Source organism: Pseudoalteromonas sp. T1lg48 (assembly GCF_002964785.1).
Classification (GTDB): domain Bacteria; phylum Pseudomonadota; class Gammaproteobacteria; order Enterobacterales; family Alteromonadaceae; genus Pseudoalteromonas.
In genome coordinates, this window is record NZ_PQCC01000002.1 from 199,009 (window position 1) to 224,392 (window position 25,384).

At 51.4% G+C, this 25,384-nt stretch carries 22 protein-coding genes; 14 read left to right on the top strand and 8 right to left on the bottom strand.

Features of this window, described 5'->3' with window-relative positions; all coding sequences use genetic code 11:
• Positions 1-27: 27 nt before the first annotated feature.
• From C2M29_RS02690 to zntR, 3 genes are all read right to left on the bottom strand, one after another.
• Entirely contained in the window at positions 28-1,140 is a 1,113-nt protein-coding gene (locus tag C2M29_RS02690; protein ID WP_105188618.1) for a 1-acyl-sn-glycerol-3-phosphate acyltransferase, read from the bottom strand.
• A gap of 81 nt (positions 1,141-1,221) precedes the next feature.
• Complete coding sequence (locus C2M29_RS02695; RefSeq protein ID WP_105188266.1) at positions 1,222-2,403, bottom strand: SO_0444 family Cu/Zn efflux transporter; 1,182 nt, start codon at positions 2,401-2,403, stop codon at positions 1,222-1,224.
• On the bottom strand, positions 2,387-2,800 hold the full coding sequence (zntR, locus tag C2M29_RS02700) for a Zn(2+)-responsive transcriptional regulator (protein ID WP_105188267.1): 414 nt from the start codon (positions 2,798-2,800) through the stop codon (positions 2,387-2,389). The genes C2M29_RS02695 and zntR overlap by 17 nt, the downstream gene beginning before the upstream one ends.
• 134 nt (positions 2,801-2,934) lie before the next feature.
• Between zntR and C2M29_RS02705 the strand changes: the two genes are divergently transcribed.
• On the top strand, positions 2,935-3,879 hold the full coding sequence (locus tag C2M29_RS02705; protein ID WP_105188268.1) for a D-2-hydroxyacid dehydrogenase: 945 nt from the start codon (positions 2,935-2,937) through the stop codon (positions 3,877-3,879).
• 137 nt (positions 3,880-4,016) lie between these two features.
• Positions 4,017-4,394, top strand: a complete 378-nt coding sequence (locus C2M29_RS02710) for a DUF3192 domain-containing protein (protein WP_105188269.1) — start codon at positions 4,017-4,019, stop codon at positions 4,392-4,394.
• 44 nt (positions 4,395-4,438) lie between these two features.
• Here the strand turns inward: C2M29_RS02710 and C2M29_RS02715 are convergent, their stop codons facing one another.
• Both C2M29_RS02715 and C2M29_RS02720 read right to left on the bottom strand, forming a co-directional pair.
• Entirely contained in the window at positions 4,439-5,341 is a 903-nt protein-coding gene (locus C2M29_RS02715) for a diguanylate cyclase (protein WP_105188270.1), read from the bottom strand.
• A gap of 285 nt (positions 5,342-5,626) precedes the next feature.
• Positions 5,627-7,027 carry a PhoH family protein gene (locus C2M29_RS02720; RefSeq protein WP_105188271.1) on the bottom strand — a complete coding sequence of 467 codons (1,401 nt, stop codon included), beginning with the start codon at positions 7,025-7,027 and terminating at the stop codon, positions 5,627-5,629.
• Between the two features lie 322 nt (positions 7,028-7,349).
• Between C2M29_RS02720 and rapA the strand changes: the two genes are divergently transcribed.
• The 3 genes from rapA (at position 7,350) to C2M29_RS02735 (ending at position 11,880) form a co-directional block, all read left to right on the top strand.
• Positions 7,350-10,241 (top strand): RNA polymerase-associated protein RapA, encoded by a 2,892-nt coding sequence (gene rapA / locus C2M29_RS02725; protein WP_105188272.1) that lies wholly within the window; start codon positions 7,350-7,352, stop codon positions 10,239-10,241.
• Positions 10,242-10,296: 55 nt separating this feature from the next.
• Positions 10,297-10,950 (top strand): bifunctional tRNA pseudouridine(32) synthase/23S rRNA pseudouridine(746) synthase RluA, encoded by a 654-nt coding sequence (rluA, locus tag C2M29_RS02730; protein WP_105188273.1) that lies wholly within the window; start codon positions 10,297-10,299, stop codon positions 10,948-10,950.
• 84 nt (positions 10,951-11,034) lie between these two features.
• Positions 11,035-11,880 (top strand): DUF3530 family protein, encoded by an 846-nt coding sequence (locus tag C2M29_RS02735; RefSeq protein ID WP_105188274.1) that lies wholly within the window; start codon positions 11,035-11,037, stop codon positions 11,878-11,880.
• On the opposite strand, the gene djlA is transcribed toward C2M29_RS02735, so the two are convergent.
• Positions 11,863-12,699: a co-chaperone DjlA gene (gene djlA, locus C2M29_RS02740; RefSeq protein WP_105188275.1), complete on the bottom strand. Its 837-nt coding sequence runs from the start codon at positions 12,697-12,699 to the stop codon at positions 11,863-11,865. The two genes, C2M29_RS02735 and djlA, sit on opposite strands and share 18 nt — an antisense overlap.
• A 362-nt stretch (positions 12,700-13,061) precedes the next feature.
• Here djlA and lptD point away from each other — a divergent pair, with 362 nt between their 5' ends.
• From lptD to C2M29_RS02780, 8 genes are all read left to right on the top strand, one after another.
• Positions 13,062-15,299, top strand: coding sequence for an LPS assembly protein LptD (lptD, locus tag C2M29_RS02745; RefSeq protein WP_105188619.1), 2,238 nt, complete (start codon positions 13,062-13,064; stop codon positions 15,297-15,299).
• Between the two features lie 13 nt (positions 15,300-15,312).
• Entirely contained in the window at positions 15,313-16,605 is a 1,293-nt protein-coding gene (surA, locus tag C2M29_RS02750) for a peptidylprolyl isomerase SurA (RefSeq protein WP_105188276.1), read from the top strand.
• Positions 16,606-16,610: 5 nt separating this feature from the next.
• Positions 16,611-17,603, top strand: a complete 993-nt coding sequence (gene pdxA, locus C2M29_RS02755) for a 4-hydroxythreonine-4-phosphate dehydrogenase PdxA (RefSeq protein WP_105188277.1) — start codon at positions 16,611-16,613, stop codon at positions 17,601-17,603.
• A complete protein-coding gene (gene rsmA, locus C2M29_RS02760) occupies positions 17,600-18,406 on the top strand; it encodes a 16S rRNA (adenine(1518)-N(6)/adenine(1519)-N(6))-dimethyltransferase RsmA (RefSeq protein ID WP_105188278.1) in 807 nt (268 codons plus the stop codon). Before pdxA ends, rsmA begins: the two co-directional genes overlap by 4 nt.
• A complete protein-coding gene (gene apaG, locus C2M29_RS02765) occupies positions 18,390-18,779 on the top strand; it encodes a Co2+/Mg2+ efflux protein ApaG (protein ID WP_105188279.1) in 390 nt (129 codons plus the stop codon). The genes rsmA and apaG overlap by 17 nt, the downstream gene beginning before the upstream one ends.
• A 3-nt stretch (positions 18,780-18,782) precedes the next feature.
• Positions 18,783-19,598, top strand: coding sequence for a symmetrical bis(5'-nucleosyl)-tetraphosphatase (locus C2M29_RS02770; RefSeq protein ID WP_105188280.1), 816 nt, complete (start codon positions 18,783-18,785; stop codon positions 19,596-19,598).
• A gap of 106 nt (positions 19,599-19,704) precedes the next feature.
• Positions 19,705-21,720, top strand: coding sequence for a methyl-accepting chemotaxis protein (locus C2M29_RS02775; protein WP_105188281.1), 2,016 nt, complete (start codon positions 19,705-19,707; stop codon positions 21,718-21,720).
• A 145-nt stretch (positions 21,721-21,865) separates the two neighbouring features.
• Positions 21,866-23,530, top strand: coding sequence for an amidohydrolase (locus C2M29_RS02780; protein ID WP_105188282.1), 1,665 nt, complete (start codon positions 21,866-21,868; stop codon positions 23,528-23,530).
• On the opposite strand, the gene C2M29_RS02785 is transcribed toward C2M29_RS02780, so the two are convergent.
• A complete protein-coding gene (locus C2M29_RS02785) occupies positions 23,500-23,739 on the bottom strand; it encodes a YgjV family protein (protein WP_105188283.1) in 240 nt (79 codons plus the stop codon). The genes C2M29_RS02780 and C2M29_RS02785 overlap by 31 nt on opposite strands.
• A gap of 257 nt (positions 23,740-23,996) precedes the next feature.
• Between C2M29_RS02785 and C2M29_RS02790 the strand changes: the two genes are divergently transcribed.
• The gene (locus C2M29_RS02790; protein WP_105188284.1) at positions 23,997-24,647 is read left to right on the top strand and encodes a Crp/Fnr family transcriptional regulator; all 651 of its coding nucleotides are present in this window, start codon (positions 23,997-23,999) and stop codon (positions 24,645-24,647) included.
• Between the two features lie 118 nt (positions 24,648-24,765).
• On the opposite strand, the gene C2M29_RS02795 is transcribed toward C2M29_RS02790, so the two are convergent.
• Positions 24,766-25,326: a phosphoribosyltransferase gene (locus C2M29_RS02795; RefSeq protein ID WP_105188285.1), complete on the bottom strand. Its 561-nt coding sequence runs from the start codon at positions 25,324-25,326 to the stop codon at positions 24,766-24,768.
• Positions 25,327-25,384: the final 58 nt, after the last annotated feature.

The window sequence follows — 25,384 nt, forward strand, 5'->3', positions numbered from 1 at the left end:
CCTGACGCGCCTAATTGCCAGTGAAACTTACCTGTCCATTTCTTCTTTGCGTAATACCGGCTTGGCGTAAATGGCGGTAACCAGATCACGCAGATGCTCAGGGATCGCCTCCATACGCTCGGCAAAGGCCTTCACATCCTTGGATTCTGAGTCGACCACCGCATTGGCATGCTTAGCAGCAATGTAGTTGCCCGGATGCAGGTAGAAGGACTCCACGATCTGCTTATCTATGGTTTTTGCCAGGTCTTCCGGGGTGCTGCAATCACAGCTAATGGGCTGACCAAAGGCAAGATGCACATGGCCCTTATCGCTGGTAAAGCCTTCCACTATGCTTTCGATGTCTTCACCGGCCGACTTTACATATTCGCCATGATGCTTTTTATGATACAACTCCTTGGCTTTTGACAGGGCACAGGGTTCGTACTGGTAGGAGATAGACACAGGCACAATTTTGAGCTCGCGCACGTACTCGGCAAAGTCTTTCTTTTGCTTGCGGCCATTGAGCTGCAGCATTTTCAATAGCGCCGGATCGGTTTGGTCGAAACCGTCTTTGGTGCGCCCTTCACGCTGGGCAATCCAGATGCTATGCCCCTCGCTCAGAGAGTCATAAATATAGGCCGACAACTGGGTCAGGGCCTTAAGCATTTCTTTTGGTGCCTTGGCCGAGCGCTTTACGATAAAGCTCTTATTTAAGCGCATTAATTCGGTGATATAAGGGATTTGCAGCAGGTTATCGCCGATGGCAATGCGCACCGTATTCATGTCGTGCTGATGCAAACCAAAGTTCACCAAGGCCGGGTCCAGAACGATATCGCGGTGATTGGAGATAAATAAATAAGCCTGGTTTTTATCCAACTCATCAAGGCCGGAAAAGGTCACCTTGGCCGTAGTGTTATTCACTATCTGCTCCAGGTAGTGCACCACTTCAAGCTGCACCTGCTCTACGGAGCTAACCTGACCCCATTTGCGCTGTAACTGCCTACGTACCAGCGGTCGCGAAATAAGACGCAACGACGCCAACCAAGCGGGCAAGTTGTGCTTAGCAATGAGATCAACAAAGGCATTATCGGCAATCAGCCGAGCTACGGCTGCCGCCACTTCGTCATCGTTGTAAGGTCTTATATCTGCATACTTATCCACGGTGCTCACCTTATTACTGCAGGCAAAAAAACGGCGCCTATTGTATCGCGCCCTTTATTTATTCGCTAAGTTTATCAACTCTTACCAGTGAGAGCGACTGAATTTTAGCCACAGTAAACGTAGCAGTAAAAGGCTCAAGATAACCGCGGAGCCTTGCTCCAACCAGGGCGGCAACACCTCATGATACTGCCCACCCAGTGGCGTCACCTCAAAGCCGAATTCGTAAACCAGGTAATCGGTGATTAAGCCAAACAACAAGGCCACGCCTATCACCCCGGTTAAATAAGCGGCAACGGCGCGACGGCCCAGCTCCTTACCAACTACCCCTAAGGTGGCGATATTGGTAGCCGGTCCGGCCAACATAAAGACCAGCACCGCTCCGGGCGACACTCCAGCCAACAGTAAACCGGCGGCAATCGGCGTAGAAGCGGTGGCACAAATATACATGGGGATGCTGATCAGCACCATCACAGTCATGGCCAAAATACCATTGCCCCATTGGCTTAAATAAGAGGTGGGTACATAGGTTTGCACCAGGGCCGCGAAAAACAGACCAATCATCAACCATAAGGCTGTGTCGCTCAAAAGCTTGGTGGCGCTAAAGTGCAGCGCTTGCTTGAACTTGGTGAAAGCAGCTGCTTGAGCAGGTTTTGTCGGTGCTAAAGCCTCTGCATCGGCGCGACAACAAGCGGGTTCTTCTCGTGTAGGCTGAGCTTGAGAGGGGCAACAGCTGACTGCTTGCTCATCGGGCTGAACCCGGACGGCGCTGCAACTCGCAGGGCTCTCGACAAACGTCGCCTTGGCCGTGGAAGCACAGCACGCACTTTCCTTAGGTGTCGAACTTTCAGTTACGCTTTGCTCCGAGCTGCCCTCACGCCCCACCAGTAAACCGGCGGTAATAGCGCTAAAAACGGCGGCGATCGGCCGGATCATCGCCATAAACGGGCCCAATAACGCATAGGAAACGGACACCGAGTCGACCCCGGTTTCCGGCGTCGAGACTAAAAAGGATGTAGTCGCACTTTTTGACGCTCCCGCCCTTCTGAGTCCGACTGCCGCCGGGATAACCCCGCAGGAGCAGAGCGGCATGGGCGCTCCGATCAGCGCCGCCTTAACCGTGGTCCAGAGGCCCTCTTTGCCGAGGTGACGATTAAGAAAGTTAGCGGGCAAATACACATTGATTAATCCGGCAAGCAGCAACCCCAGCATCAGCCAAGGCGCCGACAGTACAAACAGTTGCCAGAAATTACTGAGTAAGTCCATCTATGTCCTCCAGGGCAGTAAGAATCGAACAATGTTGTGCCGGTGCGCTACTGCCGCAGCATTGCTCTGCGAGTTGCGACAGCGAGGCATGGAAACGTTGTAACTCGGCGATGCGCTCGGCCACCAACTCACGCTTTTTCAGGGTTAAATCTTTCACTTCCTGACAGCTGTGCTGTTCCTTTTCGAAGTTTATCTTTAACAGCTCGGCAATTTCCTCCAAACTAAAACCAACATCCTTGGCACGACGAATAAAACGCAATTGCGCCATATGCTTGCGCCCGTATTGACGGTAGCCACTGGCATTACGCAGAGGCGCGCTCAATAGCCCTTGCTGCTCATAGTAACGCAGCGCGTCCGTACTCATATCCACCTGCTTGGCCAATTCACCTATGCGCATCTAGACTCTCCCCCTGTGCTGTTCAATTAGTGGCCATTATAAACCTTAGAGTTAACACTAAGGTCAAGGATTAATTTTGCGCTAATCGCCGGTCCATGAAAAACTAGCGCCAATAGCCTATTTGGAGAGCACAAATGAACATCGTCATGTTAGACGCCGACACCTTAGGAGCAAACTCACTGGCACCGATTGCCGCTTTAGGTGAATTTCACAGCCATGCACTCACATCGACACGGGATGTCGTTGCGCGCTGCGCCGACGCCGAGGTGGTGATCACCAACAAGGTGCAGCTTGGCGCCGAGCAGCTAAAGGCACTGCCAAAACTAAAACTCATTTGCGTCGCCGCTACCGGTACCAACAACATAGATATTGCCGCCGCCAAAGAACAAGGCATTGTGGTGTGCAATGTCGCCGGCTACTCCACCGCCAGCGTGGTGCAGCATACCTTTACCCTTATCTCTTTGCTGCTTAATAACCTGCATAGGTATATTGACGATTGTCGTCGCGGTGCATGGCAACAAAGCGAGATGTTCTGCCGCCTTGATTATGATATCGCCGAGCTCGCGGGTAAAAAAATCGCCATTATTGGTCATGGTGAACTGGGTCAGGCCGTGGCCAGGGTGGCCAACGCCTTTGATATGCATGTGCTCATTGCCGAGCGCCGCGGTCACGCCCCTCGTCCCGGTCGCATCGCCTTTGAAGAAGCTCTGGCGCAGGCGGACATCGTCAGTATTCACTGCCCACTCAATAGCGAGACCGAGCAATTAATCAACCGCGACACCCTGGCCTTAATGCAGCCCAGTGCCGTGCTGGTCAATACCGCTCGTGGCGCCATTATTAACGAAGCCGATCTGGCGGCGGCCTTGGCCGACGGAACCCTGGGCGGCGCGGCCTTAGACGTGCTCAGTGAAGAACCGGCCAACCCGGCAAACCCTTTGGTACGCTATCAGGGTGACAACCTGCTACTGACGCCACATATTGCCTGGGCCTCGGCACAAGCCAGAGACCGGCTTATCCATCAGTTGGCCTTAAATATTCGTGCCTTTGCCAATGGTGAAGTTCGTAACCGCGTTGGTTAAATTCACTAACTCTTTAGTAATAGCACCAAGCAGACTAGAGCGAAAAAATTCAACCCATTGAAAAATATAGAAATAAAAATCTGGCACTGTATTTGATTAGTCACTGCCTACCAGATAATAAAAAATTGGATAACACAATGAAAAAAGCACTTCTTTGCGCCCTTGTCAGCCTACCTCTGCTAGGAGGTTGTATCGTTTCCGTGAATGACGGTGAAGCAGACGCCCATTGGGCATCAAGCGACTGGCAAAAACAACAGCGACAAAATCGCGATTATATTGCCCATCTTGATCTAGGTAACAGCGCCATGGTAGTCAAAGAAACTCTGGGCACACCGGATTTCAGTGAGTCCTTTGCCCATCAGGGAGAAGAATATCAGGTGCTGTTTTATGCCACGCAAAGCGTTAAATCCGATGGCAAGATCGGCAAAAACGAATGCACGCCCTTAGTATTTAAAGCCGGCCGTTTGATCAGTGTTGGCGAAAGCGCTTATCAGGCTTTGGTCGGTAAGCTGTAAAGAAAGGAACCAGGCCGCCGTATATAACCCGGCGGCCTTTTTTTTTAACCGTAGAAAGCAGCGCCATTGCGCCCTTGTTGCTTGGCCTGATACATGCCCTTATCGGCATTTTCGATCAAGGCCATTTCGCAGCTGTCGCTGTTGTCGCCATTAAAAGTGGTGGCGCCAATGCTGATGGTGATGTGCTCGGCAATGGGTGAGTCAATATGAGGAATATTCAGCTCGCTGATAACCCGGCATAGCTTATTGGCTAATGCCATGGCGGTATGCTCCTCACTGCCGGGCAAAACAGCCACAAACTCTTCACCGCCGTAACGGGCGATGAAATCACTGCCACGCTGACAATTGTTGACCAAGGCGGAGGCCACCTTCTTCAAACACTCATCCCCCTTTTGATGGCCATAACTGTCGTTGTAACGCTTAAAGTAATCGATGTCGATCAAAAGCACAGACAGGGGCAAACCGGCACGCACGCTGCGGCGCCATTCTCGGGCAAAGTGCTCATCAAAATAACGGCGATTAGGGATTTCCGTTAAACCATCGATACTGGCCAGCATTTCCAACAGGTCATTTTTTTGTTTGATGGTAAGTTGGTTTTTCACCCGGGCACGCACAATGGCGCTGCCAAAGGGCTTAGTAATATAGTCCATGGCGCCCAATTCAAGACCCTTGGCTTCATCGCCGCAGGAATCATTTGCGGAGATAATAATGACGGGAATGGGCTGCGTTTTATCATCGTGTTTTAACTGCCTCAGTGCCTCGTAGCCATCCATGCCCGGCATCATGATATCCAGCAAGATTAAATCGGCGGTGTTTTCCTCGAGCCAAGCAAACATGGCCTCGGCATCATTCACGCAATGCACCTGATATTGAGGGGTGAGGGTTTTGGTTAAAATCACTTGGTTTAATTCGTCATCGTCGACAATGAGAATTTTTGCTGACTTCATGAGCCTTCCTGTTTGCTATACCTTGCCCAACAATCCGTCCCGTGCAGGCCTACCGCTGAGCTGTATTTGTTATTTGTTTAGCGCACCTTTGCTACCAGTTTAGACCGAGTTAGTGATCTTTACTTGGTATTTTTACGGTAGTTTTTGTTACCAAGGTGGTTTTTTGCTTAATCTAGCATGCCAATAAGTCACTGGCATGGTACCGCTGTGGAGCTAACCATACCTTATTAATGGACAAAAGCAATGCGTACACCGCCTATAATAGACGGTGTACTGTACTGATAGCTATAGGTTTTCTTCTGCAAAGGAGGCTAAACGACTGCGCACCACGCCATTAAGGTTAACCGTCGCACTGCCCTCAAAGTCCTTAAAGCGCTCAACAATGTAGGTTAAACCCGAAGTCAGCGGGGTTAAATAGCTGCTGTCGATTTGCGCCAGGTTGCCGGAACAAATCAGTTTGGTGCCGGCGCCACAGCGGGTAATAATGGTTTTTAACTGTGAGGCGGTAAGGTTTTGGCTCTCATCCAACAGCACCACGGCATTCTGAATACTGCGCCCACGCATAAAGTTCACCGACTTAAACTGAATGTTGGCCTTTTCCATAATGTAATTACGGCTGGATATGGGGTTTTCATCACTTTTGTGTAACACCTCCAAAGAGTCGGTGATCGCCGCCAGCCAGGGCGCCATTTTTTCTTCCTCTGTACCCGGCAGGAAACCGATGGACTCGGCTATTTCCGGAGTGTTACGAGTTACAATCAGTTTATCGTACACGCCTTTTTCGATGATCATTTCCAGTGCACAGGCCAATGCTAAAATGGTTTTACCACAGCCAGCCGGGCCGGTCAGCAGCACCAACTCAACATCGGGGTCGAGTAAGGCATCCATGGCCATGCCCTGGTAGATGTTCTTCGGCTTAACGCCCCAGGCATTACGCGACATTAAGCGTTCCACGCCGAGATCTTTTAAGGTGATATGGGTATCGTTATACTCCACCACTCGAGCGGCAAAGTGCCCGGTTTCATCAAGTAGATATTCATTGGCAAAGACATCCGGCACCAACTCACGAGACACATGATGCAAGGCATCGCGCCCTTGCTGCTCGGTCTCACACTCGCCAACTCGCTGCCAAAAATCCCCTTCCATCTTTTTATAGCCTGAGGTCAACAAGGCCACATCGTCGATCAACTGATCGGTGCGGTAGTCCTCAACATAATGCAGCCCGGCACCCTTGGCCTTTAAGCGCATATTGATGTCCTTGGTGACCAATACCACCTTGGCATCGCTGTATTGTTTTTGCAGATAGACCGCACAGTTAATAATCCGATGGTCATTTTCATTGCCCGGCAAACCGGAAATGCTGTCGGCAAACAGGTGGTCGTTAACTATGATCAGCTTGCCGCGCGGCTGCTCCGGCGCCCGCTTGTCGTCCGGCAATAACACCCCCTTGAGCATTTGCTCCGGAGTGGCATCACGCAACACTTCGTCGAGGGAGCGAATGGCAACACGGGCATCGCGGCTGACATCGCGTTTTCGGTCCTTAATATGGTCGAGCTCTTCGAGTACCGTCATAGGAATGACGACGGCGTGTTCTTTGAAACAGAGGAATGCAAGGGGGTCGTGAAGTAGTACGTTGGTGTCGAGCACATACATTTTACTGCTTTTAACGAGGCGGTCTTTATCCATAGCGCGTTCCTAATTTGTCTTTATTATAACTGCACCTTTACAGCTACACTAACAAGGTGGTTATGCCTTAGTGGCATACTTCAAGTTTAGTCTATGGTCACAAAAAGACGCTTTGATGACGGCAAAAAAGTAGAGAAAAAGTGCCGTTTTGCATTTGCAAAAAGCGCCGTCTTTTGCTGCTGTATGTTTTCTAAACAAGCACCACACTATTTATCAGTTTTCAGGTGATAATCACCAAGTTGCACGCTAATATAGCCGCCTTTTTTTGCTCGGGCCGCCACGGCCCAAGCCTAGATAACCCATAGTCGAGATTGAGCACGAAATGAATTTTTCCTTAGGTCAACGTTGGATCAGTGATACCGAGTCGGATTTAGGATTAGGTACCGTAGTTGCATTGGAAGGACGCCAAGTTAACATCTTATTCCCCGCCAGCGGCGAGAGCCGAGTTTATGCCCAGGCCGAAGCGCCGGTCACCCGAGTGCTATTTAACCCCGGCGATGTGATCCGCAGTGCCGACGAGTGGGAACTCACGGTCAGCGAGGTGATCGAGCAAGATGGTCTGTATACCTATAAAGGCACGCGCGTTGACAATGAAGAGCCGACCGAGCTTAAGGAAACTTTTCTTGACCACTTTATTAAGTTCAATAAGCCGCAGGACCGCCTTTTTGCCGGCCAAATTGACCGCTTTGACCGCTATACCCTGCGTTACAACACCTGGCAGCATAGGTTTCACCGCGACCAGTCGCCTCTAAAGGGCCTGATCGGCCAACGCGCCAGCCTAATTGAACACCAGTTGCACATTGCCCGTGAAGTCGGCCAACGTTTCGCCCCTCGGGTTTTACTCAGCGACGAGGTGGGGCTAGGTAAAACCATCGAAGCGGGGATGATCTTACATCAGCAATTGCTGACCGGTCGTGCCAGCCGAGTACTGATCGTGGTGCCGGAAAACCTGCAACACCAGTGGTTGGTAGAAATGCTGCGCCGCTTCAATCTGAAATTTGCCATTTTCGATGAAGAGCGCTGCGCCGAGGCCTTTGCCGACAGTGCCAATGTATTTGAGACCGAGCAGTTGGTGCTGACCAGCCTGGAGTTTCTGACCAAGAAAAAACGCTGGTTCGAACAGGCCACCCTGGCCGATTGGGATCTGCTTGTGGTTGACGAAGCGCACCACCTAAGCTGGTCGGTGGATAAACCCAGCACCGAATACCTCCGCATCGAGGAACTTAGCCGAGATATTGCCGGCCTCATCCTGTTGACGGCCACCCCGGATCAGCTCGGTCATCAAAGCCATTTTGCCCGTTTGAAATTACTCGACCCGGATCGCTTCTACGACTACGACGCCTTCGTTGAGCAAGAACGTCACTATAAAGACATAGCCGATGCCGCCAATGGTATATTACAAGAGCAAGCGCTTAACTCAGAACAACAGCAAGTACTTACCAACTTGCTTGGCAGCCAGGGTGAAAAACTATTGGCGCAATTTAACGAGGGCGATAGCCAAGCCAAGGAACAGATACTCGAGCAACTGCTGGATAGACACGGCACCGGACGTATTTTGTTCCGCAACAGCCGCAGTGGTATCAGCGGCTATCCGCAGCGCATCCTGCACAGCTATCCCATGACCATGCCGAGCCAATATAAAACCGCAATGAACGTGATGGGCAGTCTAGGCAATAACGGCCCCATCGAACTCAGTGCCATTCGTGCCCTATTCCCGGAAAAGATCTTCCAGGAATTCGAAGGCGCCAATGCCAGCTGGACACAATTTGACCCGCGGGTGCAATGGCTGATCGATACCCTCAACAGCAACAAGCCCGAGAAGATGCTGGTGATCTGTGCCAAGGCCGAAACGGCACTGAGCCTCGAGCAAGCACTGCGCGAGCGCGAGGGCATCAAAGCGGCGGTCTTCCATGAAGGCATGAGCATCATTGAGCGCGATCGTGCGGCGGCTTTCTTTGCCGACATAGAAGACAGCGCTCAGGTGTTGATCTGTTCTGAAATCGGCTCCGAGGGTCGTAACTTCCAGTTTGCCCACCATTTAGCGCTGTTCGATCTGCCGCTTAACCCGGACTTGCTGGAACAACGCATCGGTCGTCTTGACCGTATCGGTCAAACCCAGGACATTAAAATTCATGTGCCTTACTTCGAGCACAGCGCCCAGCACACCCTGCTACGCTGGTATCACGAAGGGTTGCATGCCTTCGAGCACACCTCAACCACGGGCCATATGCTTAACCAGGAATTTGGCGATGAGTTGCTGCAGTTGCTTGCCCACAATAGCTATCAGGATGAGGTGTTAAGCGAGTTGGTTGAACGCGTTGATGGCCGTTATGGTGAGCTGAAGGCGCAAATGGAGTCCGGTCGTGATCGCCTGCTGGAGCTACACTCCAGTGGTCAGGGTAAGTCCGAGCATCTGGTAGAAGATATTAAGGTGGTCGATAACAGTTTTGAGCTGCCCACCTATATGATCAATGTGTTTGATACCTGGGGCGTCAACCAGGAAGACAAGGGCGAGAACAGTATTGTGCTCAAACCCACCGAGCACATGCTCGGGGCTAATTTCCCAAGCCTGAAGGATGAGGGCATGAGTATCACCTTTGACCGTGATACCGCCCTGGCTCAGGAAGATTTGCATTTTATCAGCTGGGATCACCCCATGGTTGAAGGGGCGATGGAAATGATCTGCGACGACGATTTCGGAACCGCGTCTGTGGCCTTGCTGAAAAACAAGAAGCTGCCGGCGGGCACCTATTTTGTCGAGCTGATTTATATCGCCGAGGCCATGGCGCCGAAATCACTGCAACTGGGGCGTTACCTGCCACCAACTCCGGTGCGCGTACTGCTTGATAAAGGCGGTAATAACCTGGCGGAAAATGTGGCCTTCGATGCCTTTAATCAACAGCTCAATGCGGTTGGCAGACAAACCGCCTCTAAGCTGGTGAATGCCCTGCAAAGCGCCATTCACCCGCTTATTGAGCAAGGTAACACCCTGGCGCAAACGCAAATGGAGCAATTACGTGCGACCGCCAAAACCGCCATGCATCAGGCCGTTGATAGCGAGCTGGAGCGCTTAACTAGCCTCAAAGAGATCAACCCCAATATTCGCGATGAAGAGCTTAAACATTTTCAGCGCAGCCGCGCCGAGATGGATGACTATATCGATAAAGCCAAGGTAAAACTCGACGCCATTCGCTTAATCGTTGTCAGTCACTAGGCATTTCTTTAAAATGGCCGGCCAAGGGTCTGTTGACCCTAGCTAGAGGTCGGCCATGCTTTTAAACTACAATCCCCCACGTTTCCCCTATCTGCAGATCATCTATCAGGATGACGACCTGCTGATCCTGGATAAGCCCAGCGGCCTGCTCACGGTGCCGGGAAAAGACCCTAAACATGCCGATAGCCTGATTCGACGAGCCAATGTCGTCTTTCCCAGCGCCAAAATCGTGCACCGTTTGGATATGGCAACCTCGGGGGTAATTTGCCTGGCGCTCAATAAAGAAGCGCACCGCAACCTCAGCATGCAGTTTCAAGATAGACAAACGGCCAAGGAATACATCGCCATTGTCGATGGCCATCTTAAAGAACAGGCGGGTTCGGTGGATTTGCCGCTGATCTGCGATTGGCCTAATCGCCCCAAGCAGATGGTCGATATGGAAAAGGGCAAGCCATCGCTAACCCATTATGAGGTGCTCGAATACGGTGAGAACAACAGCCGGGTCCGTCTAACCCCCATAACCGGTCGCAGCCACCAGCTGAGGGTGCATATGCTCTCCCTTGGCCATGTGATCCTTGGCGATCGCCTCTACGCCTATCCCGAAGCCAAAGCCCGCGCACCGCGTTTGCAATTACATGCCCACTGGCTGACCCTGAATCATCCCATTAGCGGCGAAAGCATGACCTTTACCGCCCCCTGCCCCTTCTAACCGCAACGGGGAATCCTTCACTAGACCTAAACTATTTCCGGGTACGGTCGATAACGGGCGTATGGATTTTCTTGGGATTGAATTATGCTCCAATGCTTACTTCTGTTATGCCTATCTATGACGGCGCCGTTGTTTGCCAATGAGGTCGCCAGCAATGAGCAATCGGTTACGCTGTTGGCTCAGGGTGAAGAGTTTCAAATAATACATCGTCCGGCCATGGCGGCAGAGCACCGCGGTGCGGTGATCCTCATCCCTTCCCTGCATGACCCCTACGGTAATCGCCAGGGCTTCGCGCGCTTACGTCTGGCACTTAGCGAACAGGGGTACAGCAGCTATTTGGTAGTTAACACGCGCATGGAACAAAAGGAAATCGAGCCACTCGGCACGGTTGAGTCTACAAGAAAGATACCCGAACAGGAGACTCTGCCTAAAAACCAAAGCCCAGCCCATGGCAATAAGCCCACCTATGTTCCGCCCTATCAACAAGCCATCACGGAAAAAGCACTCAATACCCATCGGCGCCTACTTGAGGCCCGCCTCGAAGCCACCTTTGCCCATGCTCAAGCCAGCGGTCGCCCCATTAGTCTTATCGCCGTGGGGCAAAATGCCGGTCTGTTAAGTGAATTCCTGAGCGATTATCCGGATATGCAACTCCAGGCCTTTATCAGTATCGGAGCTTATTTAAGCGATCCACAGCGCCACCAGCATATTGGTGCTAATTTATCAGTGTTGGCCACGGCGGTGTTGGATGTGCACAACCCGGGGCAACATCCTTGGGCCTTGGCACAAAGAGCTCAGCGCCAGCAATGGGCACAAAAGAATCATAAGCTGGACTATCGCCAGATCTGGTTTTCCGCAGATCTGATTGATGCGCAGCAAACAGAGCGCTTAAGCCGCGAGATAGACGGTTTCTTACGCCGCCTTTTTTAGGTATTCGTAAGCCGCCTGAATATCCTGGCTCTTCTTTTGTGCCAGGCGCATCATGTGCTCTGGCAAACCTTGAGAAACTAGCTTGTCCGGATGGTGTTGTGCCATCAGCTTGCGATAGGCTTTTTTCACCGTTGAGGCATCGACGCCTTCTTCCAGTCCTAAGATATGCAGTGCCTGAGCCCGGCTCATGCCACTACTGGCACCGCTGGGTGTACGCTGCTGCTGGTGTTGCCGATGAAACCTCTGCTGTTGCTGGCGAAAAGCGAACTCGGCCTGATAGCGCTTGAGAATAAAGCTAAAATGCGTTTTGCTGACGCCCAGTCCCTTAGCCACTTGCTCCAGCAACACTTTTTCCTGTGCCGCCAGGTGACCATCACTGAAGGCCATTTGAATCTGAATCTCTAAAAATAACTGGATCAGGTCGAAGCGTCCGGCAAAATGCTCACGAAACTCCCGCAAGGTGACGTTCATGGAAAAATCATCGGCTTTACCGGCGTTAAACGCCAGTTGTGCTTCGCGCTTGTCCTCACCGGTCAGGCCCATTTCTTCCATAAAGGCGGTGGCGGCGCGAATATGCAGCTCGTTCACTCGGCCATTGGACTTGGCTATATGCCCCATCACCGCAAAGCAGCTGGAGAAAAACAATGCCTGGCGCTCGGATACATCGTCGTTATTAAAGAAACCACGAAATCCACCGGCATTATCAAAATCCTGTTTCAGACTTTTATCAAACAGATGACCAATAAACAGGCCTAGGAATAAACCAAAAAAACGGCCAAACATAAAGCCAAAACAGGCACCGAGCACCTTACCCCACATTCGCGCTAACCCTTGTTATTTGAATTTGCCCCCACATAGTGACTAAAAATCATCGAACTAACAAGCACAAGCAAGCATCAATTGAGACAGATATTGACCATAAAAATGACGTATTTGTGGGTACTTGGCGGATGTAATTAGCCAAAAATTGCTTTATTATGTCATGCTTAATTCTAGGGTCTGTTTATCTTTGTGGTTTACTTTATATTCAGCCTAAACGCAGAAAAAACAATAAAGGTCAACAGACCTAATACTTCTGGCAACTAAGCTAAGGTGAGTCAATGAATAAATTATGGGGCATGATAGCTATAGCCCTATATGGAACCCAAGCCAGTGTCGCACTTGCCGCTGTGGAACAGGCGATGGATGCCAAGGTACCCGCTTCCGAACAAAAAAAGTTCACCGCGCCTGTACAGGCCTCTGGACACATCCCCCATTGCCTTGCAGTGACCCGTCCGGCCCCCTGGCAAGCGCCCGATTTACCCTTAGGGGTGATTGAAATCGTCGCCGATGATGTCGAGTTAATCGGTCAGGCCAGCGCCCAGTTTGACGGCGATGTAGACATCAGCAGCAGCACCATGATCCTTAACGCCCGCTCGGCGTTAATTGATAAACAACAGGGTCTGCTTAATGCGCAGGGGCCACTCACCTATCGCGATGGTGTCGCCATTATTACCAGCCGCGGCTTAAATGCCAGCCTGGATGACTCCAATATCAAGTTACTGGCCGCCGACTATCAGTTGACCGAACAACAAGGCCGAGGTGGCGCCGAACAATTGCAGGTGTCGCAAGAGGGACTGACCCTGAGCAATGCCAGCTTTACTACTTGCCCGGTGGATGACGAAACCTGGTCTATTAATGCCGATAAAATTATTTTGTCGCAGCAACAAGGCTGGGGTGAGACCTATGGCGCCACGCTAAAAATCTACAATACCCCGGTCCTGTATTTGCCCTATTTTACCTTCCCCATTGACGATCAGCGTAAAACCGGCTTTTTAGCGCCCCAGCTATCAAGCTCGAATCGTTATGGTGTGGAAACCATTACCCCTTATTACATTAACCTGGCGCCTAATTACGACCTTACTCTGACGCCCCGTTATATGTCGAAAAAGGGCCTGCAGATAAAATCGGATTTCCGTTATCTCACCGAGACCAGCCAGGGCCGCCTCGGCTTGGAATACCTCGACTCGGATAAGACCGAGCGTGAGCTGGGCAGTCGCTACCTTTATCACTGGCAGCAGCAAAGCTATTTTAACGACCAGTGGCGTGCCGGGGTCGATATCACTAACGTCAGTGACGATAACTATCTCACAGACTTAGGCTCTAGTTACGCCAGCAAAACCGACACCCACTTGGCACGCTCGGGCATTCTCACTCATTTAGGTGAGCGCTGGCGTACCGATATACAGATTCAGGACTATGAAGTACTCGGTGATCATCTCGAGTCCTACACCGCCCTGCCGCGTATTAATTTTGCTCAGACTCAGGCCTATCAACTGGGCTGGTTTGACGCCAGCATCAATGGCGAAATCAGCCATTTCCGTAATAGTACCCGGGTCATAGACGAAGCAACCCGTCTGCATATAGAGCCTAAGTTGCGCTTCAGTGAAGAGCGTTATGCCTGGTCTTTCTTGTCCGAGTTCAGCCTGTTGCATACCTATTATGATCAGCAAGGAGAGCTCTTAGGCAGCGAATTTGAGCAAACGGTGCATCGCACCTTGCCCAAGGTACGCCTGTACAGCCAGTTGAATTTTGAGCGCGACACCAGCTTGTTCGTTGATAACGGGATTCAGACTTTGGAACCACAAATCCAGTACCTGTATACCCCGAACAAGGATCAAAACAACATCGGCTTGTTCGACACCACCAAGCTGCAGGACGACTTTTTCGGCCTGTTCCGCGACCGTCGCTTTTCTGGGGTCGACCGAGTCGCCGCGGCAAACCAGATCACCTTGGGGGCCACCACTCGAGTGTTCGATCATCAAAACGAAGAAGTGTTTAACCTAAGCGCCGGTCAGATCTTTTATTTGTCGGACTCAGCCAAACCCACGGCCCAGGATTTTGCCGACGAAACCAGCTACGACTCGCTGTTTGCCAGCGAAGCCATGTGGCACTGGCATCGCCGTTGGTACCTGTCCGGCGGAATTCAATACGACATTGACGGCAGTCAAATGATTCAATCGCATCTGACCTTAGACTATAAGGGTGATGACAATGAGCTGGTGCAATTGAACCATCGCTATGCAAACGATGTCTCAGGGAATACAATTGAGCAAGTCGGCATGTTTACCAGTGTGCCCATCGATAATAATTGGCAATTAGTTGCCAGCTACCACCGCGATATCGAATCCGGGCGTAGCATCGAGGTATACACTGGAGTACAGTACGAGTCGTGTTGTTGGGCGGTACAGATCACCGGACGCAGACAAATCGAAACAGACTTGAATCAGAGTATTAACCAAGAGCAAGCGGTCTTCGACTCGGGGATCGGCATCAAATTTGTCCTTAAGGGACTCGGAGGCAAGAGCAGTTATGATGCACAAGAAATTCTTAAAGAAGGCATTTTTGGCTACCGTCGCCCCTACTTCCTTACTAATTAAAGCAATAACAACTATGAATTTTAGACGTTTTTTAGCAACCAGTATTCTCGCCCTTGGCCTTAGCCAAGGCGCCATTGCCAAACCGCAACTGATCGATCAGGTGGTGGGCACAGTCAATGAAGGGGTCATTTTACAAAGTGAAGTTGACGCCATTATCAACCGAGTTAAAAGCCAGGCCAAGGCCAGCGGCCAGGAGCTTCCAAGTGACGAGGCCCTGCGCGTGCAGGCCATTGAGCGCCTGATCGACCAAACCCTGCTGCTGCAAATGGGTGAGCGCATGGGCATGGAAATTTCCGATGGTCAGCTTGACCAAACCTTGGCCAATATGGCCCGCGATCAGGGTGGCACCATTGCCGATATGCGCGCCTCCGTCGAAGCTGAAGGAGAAAGCTTCCAACAGTTCCGTGAAGATATTCGTAAAGAAATCACCACTCAGCAGGTACTGCGTGCCAACGTTGACCGCCGCATTTATATCAGCTTGCAAGAAATTGACAACTTGCTGAAAATCATGGACCAGCAAGGTGGTAACGCCGAAGAATACGACATCGGCCACATTCTTATCGATATCCCAAGCGGCGCTAACGCCAAAGAAATTGCCAGCTCTCAAGAGCGCGCCACCAAGGTCATGGAGATGCTCAACGATGGCCAGGAATTTAAGCGTATCGCCATCGCCTCATCAAGCGGTTCAAAAGCCCTGGAGGGCGGCCAGTTAGGCTGGATGAGCACCAATGAAATGCCCTCTTTGTTTGCAGAAGCGGTGAAGGGCAAGAAAAAGGGCGAAATCATAGGTCCACTGCGCAGTGGCGCCGGTTTCCATATTATCAAGGTACAAGACGTACGCGGTCGTCAGGTTGTGGAAACCGTAGAGGTTCGCTCGCGTCATATCCTGTTAAAGCCATCGATTATCCTCAGCGAGGAAAAAGCGCGCTCTATGCTGGCCGGTTTTATTAAAGACCTGCGTGCGGGCGAGGCCGACTTCGCCGAATTAGCGAAAGAATATTCGGAAGACCCGGGCTCGGCGCTTAAGGGCGGCGAGTACGACTGGACCGATCCAACCACTTATGTACCGGCCTTCCGCGATACCCTGATGGCATTGGAAAAAGACGAAATCAGTGAGCCGTTTCGCACGACCTACGGTTGGCATATAGTGCAACTGCTTGATAAGCGTGTCGCCGATAAAACCGATCTGGCCAAGAAAAACCGCGCGCAGCAGTTGTTGTACAACCGCAAATTCAAAGAAGAAAGCTTTGCTTTCCAACAGGAAATTCGCGAACAAGCACACATTGATATTTTCGTAGAGGAATAAGGGCCATGACGTTGCGTATCGCTATCACCCCAGGTGAACCGGCTGGCGTGGGTCCAGACTTGCTGATTGCTCTGGCACAGCAAGATTGGGACGCACAATTAGTTGCCATTGCCGATGCGCAATTGCTACAACAGCGGGCCGCCATCTTGGGCCTGCCGCTGACCCTTATCCCTTTTGACGAGCAAGCCCAGGCGCAACCAACGGCGGCCGGGACCTTGTTTTATCATCAGGTAGACATGGCGGTCGAATCCATTCCAGGCCAGCTGGATGAACAAAATGGCGAGTATGTACTCGACACCCTGCGCATTGCCTGCGAAAAAAATATGGACGGCACCTTCGATGCCGTAGTCACGGGACCGGTGCACAAGGGCATTATCAATAAGGCGGGTATTTCCTTTAGCGGCCACACCGAATATTTCGCTCAACAATCGAATACCCCGGATGTGGTTATGATGTTGGCCACCGAGGGTCTGCGTGTGGCCCTAGTGACCACCCATATTCCGCTGGCCTATGTATCCAAAGCCATTACTCCTGAACGCCTCGCCAAGGTGATCGGTATCCTAGATCACGATTTGCGCACCAAGTTTGCCATCGAGCAGCCGCGTATTTTAGTGTGCGGATTGAATCCTCATGCGGGCGAAGGCGGACACTTGGGGCGCGAAGAAATCGAGGTGATGACCCCAACCCTTGATGCCCTTAATAACCAGGGCATGCACCTGATCGGCCCATTACCAGCAGACACCCTGTTTCAAGACAAATACCTTAATGAAGCGGACGCAGTGCTGGCTATGTATCACGATCAGGGGTTACCTGTGTTAAAATATAAGGGTTTTGGAAATTCAGTAAATATCACCCTTGGCCTTCCCTTTATTCGGACCTCCGTCGATCATGGTACAGCCTTAGATCTGGCGGCCAGCGGCCAAGCAGATGCCGGCAGTTTTCGTGTTGCCTTGAGTGAAGCGATCAAACTGGCGAGCAAAAAAGCGCAGAGACAATGACAGATAAAGTACATTTAGGACACCGAGCGAGAAAGCGCTTCGGACAAAACTTCCTCCATGATGAAACCATCATCGACAAGATCGTCACCGCGATCGATCCACGCCCAGGCGATAACCTGGTCGAGATCGGCCCAGGTTTAGGTGCGATCACCGAGCCGGTAACCGAGCTTACCGACCATCTTAACGTGGTAGAACTGGATAAAGATCTGGCCGAGCGCCTTATTCACCATCCCTTTATGGCACCGAAACTCACCGTTCACCAAGGCGATGCGATGAAGTTTGACTTCTCTAGCCTGCTTAACGACGAGCGCAAGCTGAAGATCTTCGGTAATCTGCCCTATAATGTGTCGACCCCCTTACTGTTTCACTTGTTCGAGTACGTCGACAATGTTGAGCACATGCACTTTATGCTGCAAAAAGAAGTGGTTAACCGCATGGTTGCAAGCCCGGGCTCAAAAGCCTTTGGCCGCCTTAGCGTAATGACTCAGTATTATTGTCACGCCATTCCGGTCATTGAAGTACCACCGAGCTGCTTTAAGCCGGCACCCAAAGTGGATTCGGCCGTGGTTCGCCTGGTACCTAAAGCACCAGAGCAACGCACCGCCAAAAGCACTAAGCTGCTTAATACCGTGTGCCTTGAAGCCTTCAATCAACGTCGTAAGACTCTGCGCAATAGCCTGGCAAACCTGCTTGATGCCGAGCAGTTACAAGCCTTAGGCATAGACCCGAGCGTGCGCGCAGAAAGTTTAACGCTACAGCAGTTTATCGATATCGCGAATTGGTTATATGACAACAAGCAGTAACTCAGAGTCGGCCATTAAAGTCATGGTAGAGACCTTCTATGTTGAGGGTCAATCCGAGCCGGAGCATGACAAATATGTGTTTGCCTATAACATCACCATCAAAAACCACAGCCTGAGCAGTGCTAAACTGCTTAGCCGCTACTGGCTGATCACCGACGCCAACGGCAAGGAAGTCGAGGTCGAAGGCGAAGGCGTGGTTGGCGAGCAACCGACCATAGGACCAGGCGAAAGCTACAGCTATACCAGTGGCGCGGTGTTAGACACGCCGGTGGGCACCATGCAGGGCTATTATGTGATGCGCAGCGAATTCGGTAACGAATTCCAGGCACCTATCGATGTATTCCGTCTTAGTTGCCCGAATATTCTGCACTAAGCCATGGCCCAGTATGCACTTGGCGACATCCAGGGTTGCTATCAAGAATTAGATGCGCTGCTAAAGCGCATCGACTTCAATCCAAGTAAAGATCACCTTTATTGCGTCGGCGATATCGTTGCTCGCGGCCCGGACTCCCTCGCCTGCTTGCGACGTCTGCATGCCATGGAACACGCCGTGAGCATTACCTTAGGCAATCACGACCTGCATCTGCTCGCCACCGTGGCGCTGGGCAAAAAAGCCAACCCCAAGGATAGACTCGCTCCCCTGTTAGCGGCTCCAGACTGCCCACAATTGTTAGCCTTCTTACAACGCCAACCCCTGGCCATCTGGCTGGAAAAACGCCGTATCCTGCTAAGCCATGCCGGCCTCTCGCCACAATGGTCGCTGGCCCAGGCGCTGCAGCAAGCCCGTTTTGCCGAGCAGTGCTACCAGGGTGAGGAAGCGGCTTACTACTTTGAACGCATGTATCAAAATGCGCCGAGCCAGTGGGCGGAGGCCAGCAGCCAGGTGGATAAATTTATCTACACCATCAACGCCTTTACCCGCATGCGCTTCGTTGACCAACAAGGGGCGCTGAATCTCAGTGACAAGGGCGCACCGAATCAAAGCAGCCCGCTTATACCTTGGTTTAAACATCCTAATCGTGGCCAGGAAGATTTTGATATTGTCTTTGGCCATTGGGCGGCGCTCGAAGGCCATACCGGCATCGCCCATATCCATGCCTTGGATACCGGCTGTGTCTGGGGTGGCAGCATGACGGCTATGAATTTGAAAAATAAAAACAAAGTATCGATACCAGCCTACCTTTCATCGTAATAAACAGCGCTCCATGGTAAAAATTGTTACATTTTCGCTATAAACCCCTCAACTTTTCGTGCCTGTAGCCGATAAGTTATCTAGTCCAATGTAGTTAGGAATTTGTATGCAGCTTACCGTGAGTCAACGTATCTGGGGTGGTTTCATTATCATCACCTTGTTACTGCTAACAATTGGTGGTAACTCACTGTTTCGTATAGCCAATATTGATAGCTCAACACAAAGTGTAAATCAGCTTTCACTACCGGCGCTGGAAAAAAGCTCCGAGTTACAGGTTGAATTTGCACTGATGAGCAAGGCCGCCCTGGGTGCCTATTACAGTGAAGATTTAGCACAACTTGGCGCACTCAAAAAGAACTACCAGGAACAGCAAAAAAAATTCCATGCCAGTATGGACAGCTTACAGCAGGTGGTCACCGAGCAGCCAAAACTAGCCGCCTTGGCTAAGCAGGTAAAGCAAATCTACGGCAAATCGGAAAGCCAGGTCGCTCAGCTATTTAGCGATAAGGATCGAGCCCTTACCCTAAGCACTAAGTTGCGCGAGCAATTCGACACCATAGATCTAAATGTAGAAGACGCCATTGCCGTGACCCTGGATATTGCCGATCTCGACGGCTTAGAAAAATCGGCGCCCCGTGCCTTTGAAGCGAACCGGCAAATTGAAAACCACCTAGGTTCCATAACCACCACCAGCAATGACCTATTAACTCTAAACAGCCTGCAAACCCTGGACATAGTCAAAAATGATCAGCTCTTTTATCTTACCGAGCTAGAGCGCTCCTTAACCTTGATTGAGCCTGAGGTCAGCGCCAAAGACGAGGGTTTATTCAATGACTTGAAGGGGTACCTGATGAGCATTCGTGAGCAGCTCCAGGGTGACAACTCTTTGGCTCAGAATAAGGCGGCGCTATTGCAAACCCAGGCCCAGGCCAAGGCCAATTTAGATGGTTCAGAAACCACCAATGCTAAGGCGATCGCCGCGCTGGCAGCGCTGGTTGAGCAGGTTCATGAGTTGGCCACAACACAACAACAAGGCGTTCGCAGCGATGTCACCAAGGCCAATGTCTGGACCTGGTTAGGCATGCTAATTGCCACCCTGATCGCCATAGTCGTTGCCTTTATCACCGTCAGTCGTATCACCAAGCCATTGGATGAAGTGAACCGCGTGCTCAATATCGTCGCCTCTGGCGATATGACCCAGCGCCTTGATGACAGCGGCAAAGACGAATTTGCCGAACTGGCACAAAGTTGCAATACGCTGATCGACAGCCTGCGCTCGCTGATCCAAAGCATTATTTCCCGTTCCACACAACTAGCGGCGGCCTCGGAGCAAACCTCGACCATTACCAGCGAGTCGAGCCAGGCCATCGAATCACAGCGCGCCCAGGTTGAACAAGCAGCCACAGCAACCACAGAAATGAGCAGCACCTCGCAAGCGGTGAACGACAGCGCCCAACAGGCATTGATTGAAATTAAAAATGCCGATGCCGAAGCCAATCGAGTGAAGGGAATTTCTAACCAGAATAAGCTCACCATAGAGCAACTGGCCAGTGAAGTGGATAACGCCTCTCAGGTGATCAATCAGTTGCACCAAGACAGCGCCTCCATCGGCGGCATTCTCGACGTGATCCGTGGTATCGCCGAACAGACCAACCTGCTGGCGTTAAACGCCGCCATTGAAGCGGCGCGGGCAGGTGAACAAGGCCGTGGTTTTGCCGTCGTTGCAGACGAGGTGCGCTCGCTGGCAAGCAAGACACAAGAGTCAACGCAGGAAATCCAAACCATGATCGAATCGCTCCAAAGCGGTGCGCAAGCGGCGGTTGAAGCCATGTCCAAGGGCCGCCTGCAAGCCGAGTCCTGCGTCGAGCAAAGCGAGCACGCCAACGCTGCGCTCGACTCCATTACCCATGCGGTGGCCACCGCCCATGATGTCAGCGATCAAATCTCCTCGGCGGCCATGGAGCAGCACCAGGTCTCCCAAGAGATCAGCGAACGTCTTGAGCAGATCGTTGCCATCGCCGAACAAACCGCCCAGGGCGCGAACCAAACCTCGGAATCCAGCTCAGAGGTCGCCAAACTGGCAGAAGAGCTGCGCTTATCCGTGGATGGCTTTAGGGTTTAAAACTCAACCGGAAGACCGGCCTACCCGGTCTTCCTCTCTCTCCCGATCTTCTCCTAATCACTTCTCTCCTGACAGGCATCGTGTTTGTTGTCGCTGTGGATATTTATTTGCTACAGTCATTTCTCTGCCAAGGAGGAAAATATCCATGAAAAACAAGCTTATTGCGCTAATGATAACGACGCTGATGCCCTTTAGCACCCTGGCCGGCACCACTGTGGTGTACAACGCCAAGGGCTATACCCCAACTCAGGATGGCGAGCTCGCCCACTTTAGCACCCTGGTGATTAAAGACGGTCGCGTGCTTAATCGCGGCGATCAGCAACTAGCCAAAAGCTACCCCGATGCCGAGCGCATAGATGCCAAAGGTAAGGTGTTGCTGCCAGGATTAATCGACGCTCACGGTCATGTGATTGGCCTAGGTCAAAACCTGATGCGTTTGGATTTACGCGACACCCAGTCGGTGGAGCAAATTGGTGAAAAGTTAAAAGCCTTTGCGGCGCAATCGAACCAAGAGTGGATTATTGGCCGCGGCTGGAACCAGGAGAACTGGCCCACAAAGCGCTTTGCCACGGCGACGGACTTGGACAAATATGTCAGCGACCGCCCGGTTGTCCTAACCCGCATCGATGGTCATGCCATCTGGGTCAACACCAAAGCCATGGAACTGGCCGGCTTTAAAGGCACCGAGCCAAGCCCCGAGGGCGGCGAAATCATTCGTAATGACCAAGGACAAGCTACTGGGGTCTTCATTGACAAGGCTGAAAACCTGATCACCCCCCATATTCCCAAAGCCGATGCTCGGGCTCTGTCCACTGCCTTGGACAAGGCCGGCGCCCATTTACTAAGCCTCGGCATTACCAGCACCCATGATGCCGGCATAAGCAAAGACACCTGGCAGCTATACCGCCAGCGCGCCGCACAAAATAACTTACCGCTGCGCATCTATGCCATGCTGAGCGCCGCCGAACCTCAACTGGTAAGCATGCTTAAGGCCGGTAAGGTCAGCGATGCCAACGACATGCTCTCCATTCGCAGCGTTAAAGTCTATGCCGATGGCGCCCTGGGCTCCCGCGGAGCGGCGCTGCTTGATGATTATGCCGACCGCAAAGGCCATCGCGGCCTGATGCTGGAAAGCCAGGAGCAGTTAGAAGAGATTTTCAAAACCTGTTTTGCCCATGGCTTCTCCGCGCACACCCATGCCATTGGCGATCGCGCCAACCGCGATGTGCTCAATGCCTATGAAAGCGTGTTTAAAAGCACCGGCGGCAAGTTACTGCGTAATCGTATCGAGCATGCGCAAATTGTCGCCCCAAGCGATATCCCTCGCTTTAAAGAGCTGAAAATCATTCCTTCCATGCAACCGGTGCACGCCACCTCGGATATGCATATGGCCGAGCTACGCTTAAACGAGCAACAATTAAGTGGTGCTTATGCCTGGCAGACATTTTTAGCGCAGGGCTCTAAGGTCGCCGCTGGCTCCGATTTCCCGGTGGAATTAGCCAATCCCTTCCACGGTCTTTACAGCGCCATTACCCGCCAGGACCATAACGGTCAGCCGCAAGCCGGATGGCGCCCACAGGAATTATTGACCAGAGAGCAGGCACTGCGCGCCTTTACTTTGGATGCGGCTTATAGTGCCCATCAGGAGTTTAAGCTTGGCAGTTTAGAAAAAGGCAAATGGGCGGACTTTATTATCGTCGATACCGATATTATGACCGCCCCGGTGCAGGACATTTGGCAAACCCAGGTATTACAAACCTGGCTTGGCGGTGAAAAACGCTATGAGCGCAGCGGCTCGGCTGCACCTTGAAGGCGCCTTAACTTGTAAAGGTGGTAGAGGTTAACCAGGGCCAGCACGGCATTGGTTAACGCCACCGGCCAGGCATCAATAGCCAGACCATAACAACTAAAGGCGATACATCCGGCAAGATTAAACCAACGCAGCTTATAAACATCACTCATAGCCAGAGAGGCAACGAGCAGCGCCGAGGCAAAATACCCTAAATATTCCCACGCCATTTGTCCTCTCCTTCGCTTTACGTTAGCATTGATAAACCGCTGTGAAAGCAAGGACCCGCATGCATCACAGGGCGATTACAGAGAATAAAAAGGTCAATTCACACCACCGAGTAATAAACCGAACAATAAACACGGGAATCGTTATGCTAAGGAACAACCCGGTTATAATGTGTAAATTGACATAAAATACGTTAGACCTTCATGCTAGCGTCATATGGTTGTAACAAAAAGGACAATTGTCCCAGCAGGCTTTGACAATGTTTCAGTATCATTTTTCGACGGATCTCGTTGAGCAGCTTCTTAATTATGCTGGTAGTTATTATCAGCAGGAGAAAAAAGAAGTCTTGCTGCACCAGGATCAACCACTACAAAAGTTAGTGCTGGTTCGCAGCGGTACTGTGTCTTTTAGTTATGATGTGGGTAACGGCCGCCGTCTTTTGCTTGGCCAGCTTGATTGTAACAACACCTTGATCGGTGAAATTGAGGCATTGAATAACCAGCCCTGCATCTATACCGTCACCTGCTTTAGCGATGTCAGCTATAACCTGATCGAACTAAAACATTGGCGCCAGGTATTGTTGGCTAACCCGCAGTTGAGCCTGTATACGGCGCAGACCATTGCCGCTAAGTTTCAGGAGAACCAAAAGGTTAACCTCGACAAACTGCTGTTGCCCCTGAGCTATAACATTGCCAAGGACTGCCTGATGCGGGCCCAAAACACCAACCCGACCTTGTTGCGTGCCTACCCTACGGTGAGTGCCGAAGCGGAGCGTTTTGCCACCACGGAGCGTGCCTACCGCCGGGTGGTAACCGAGCTGGTCGACCGGGGCCTGATCGTACGCTCAAAAGAGGGCTTGCAAGCCATCGACATTCCCGCCCTCTCGGCCTTTGTCGACAGCTTTATCTAATACCAATTCACTTAAATAGCTAATCATTCTAGCGGGCTAAATATCATGCTCACATATTTAACAGAATTGGTATAAGCATAAAAAAAGCAGCCTAGGCTGCTTTTTATTTCACTGTCTATTACACAAACAGATCTTTAATATTGGCAAGATCGGATTTACCTTCCTGCAACTCTTCAGGCGTCAATCCCGACAACTCGTGCGGGAACACTAACCACTCATCAGAGTCATGAATGTAGTAGTCCGGCTTCATTGGCACCTTGGTATTCTTCGGCTTGTAATAAGGACAAGCAACACGAATATCCTGAGGCAGGTTTAAACGCATCAGTTCGGCCAGCTTTTCCTTGAGTGCGTAAATGCTGCGGCCCGAATCGAATACATCGTCAACAATCAACAATGAGTTGTTGGCATTGGCATTTTCAATGATGTAGTGCAGACCATGCACCTTGATCTCTTTCGACTGCTTGCCGATACCATAGTAAGACGAGGTACGTACGGCGATATGATCCGTGTCGATACCCTTGTAGTCGTAGTACTCTTGCACGGCGATACCTATAGGTGCGCCGCCACGCCAAATACCAATGATGAAATCGGGTCGAAAGCCATCTTCATAGACTTGTGCTGCGACGCGGAATGAATCTTCCAGCAGCTGTTGCGCGGTAATATAACGCTTATCTGACATAGGAGTGCCCCTAATAATTAAATGGCGATAGTGCCTGCATATTGCACTCTGCCACCAT

Bases quoted from the DNA above. Each gene is read 5' to 3' on its own strand.
- C2M29_RS02735 (WP_105188274.1), top strand. From the start codon at position 11,035: ATGCTCCAATGCTTACTTCTGTTATGCCTATCTATGACGGCGCCGTTG.
- C2M29_RS02715 (WP_105188270.1), bottom strand. From the start codon at position 5,341: ATGAAGTCAGCAAAAATTCTCATTGTCGACGATGACGAATTAAACCAA.
- C2M29_RS02710 (WP_105188269.1), top strand. From the start codon at position 4,017: ATGAAAAAAGCACTTCTTTGCGCCCTTGTCAGCCTACCTCTGCTAGGA.
- djlA (WP_105188275.1), bottom strand. From the start codon at position 12,699: ATGTGGGGTAAGGTGCTCGGTGCCTGTTTTGGCTTTATGTTTGGCCGT.
- surA (WP_105188276.1), top strand. From the start codon at position 15,313: ATGAATTTTAGACGTTTTTTAGCAACCAGTATTCTCGCCCTTGGCCTT.
- apaG (WP_105188279.1), top strand. From the start codon at position 18,390: ATGACAACAAGCAGTAACTCAGAGTCGGCCATTAAAGTCATGGTAGAG.
- rluA (WP_105188273.1), top strand. From the start codon at position 10,297: ATGCTTTTAAACTACAATCCCCCACGTTTCCCCTATCTGCAGATCATC.
- C2M29_RS02695 (WP_105188266.1), bottom strand. From the start codon at position 2,403: ATGGACTTACTCAGTAATTTCTGGCAACTGTTTGTACTGTCGGCGCCT.
- pdxA (WP_105188277.1), top strand. From the start codon at position 16,611: ATGACGTTGCGTATCGCTATCACCCCAGGTGAACCGGCTGGCGTGGGT.
- rapA (WP_105188272.1), top strand. From the start codon at position 7,350: ATGAATTTTTCCTTAGGTCAACGTTGGATCAGTGATACCGAGTCGGAT.
- C2M29_RS02720 (WP_105188271.1), bottom strand. From the start codon at position 7,027: ATGGATAAAGACCGCCTCGTTAAAAGCAGTAAAATGTATGTGCTCGAC.
- C2M29_RS02705 (WP_105188268.1), top strand. From the start codon at position 2,935: ATGAACATCGTCATGTTAGACGCCGACACCTTAGGAGCAAACTCACTG.
- zntR (WP_105188267.1), bottom strand. From the start codon at position 2,800: ATGCGCATAGGTGAATTGGCCAAGCAGGTGGATATGAGTACGGACGCG.
- C2M29_RS02775 (WP_105188281.1), top strand. From the start codon at position 19,705: ATGCAGCTTACCGTGAGTCAACGTATCTGGGGTGGTTTCATTATCATC.
- C2M29_RS02780 (WP_105188282.1), top strand. From the start codon at position 21,866: ATGAAAAACAAGCTTATTGCGCTAATGATAACGACGCTGATGCCCTTT.
- C2M29_RS02795 (WP_105188285.1), bottom strand. From the start codon at position 25,326: ATGTCAGATAAGCGTTATATTACCGCGCAACAGCTGCTGGAAGATTCA.
- rsmA (WP_105188278.1), top strand. From the start codon at position 17,600: ATGACAGATAAAGTACATTTAGGACACCGAGCGAGAAAGCGCTTCGGA.
- C2M29_RS02785 (WP_105188283.1), bottom strand. From the start codon at position 23,739: ATGGCGTGGGAATATTTAGGGTATTTTGCCTCGGCGCTGCTCGTTGCC.
- C2M29_RS02790 (WP_105188284.1), top strand. From the start codon at position 23,997: ATGTTTCAGTATCATTTTTCGACGGATCTCGTTGAGCAGCTTCTTAAT.
- lptD (WP_105188619.1), top strand. From the start codon at position 13,062: ATGGATGCCAAGGTACCCGCTTCCGAACAAAAAAAGTTCACCGCGCCT.
- C2M29_RS02770 (WP_105188280.1), top strand. From the start codon at position 18,783: ATGGCCCAGTATGCACTTGGCGACATCCAGGGTTGCTATCAAGAATTA.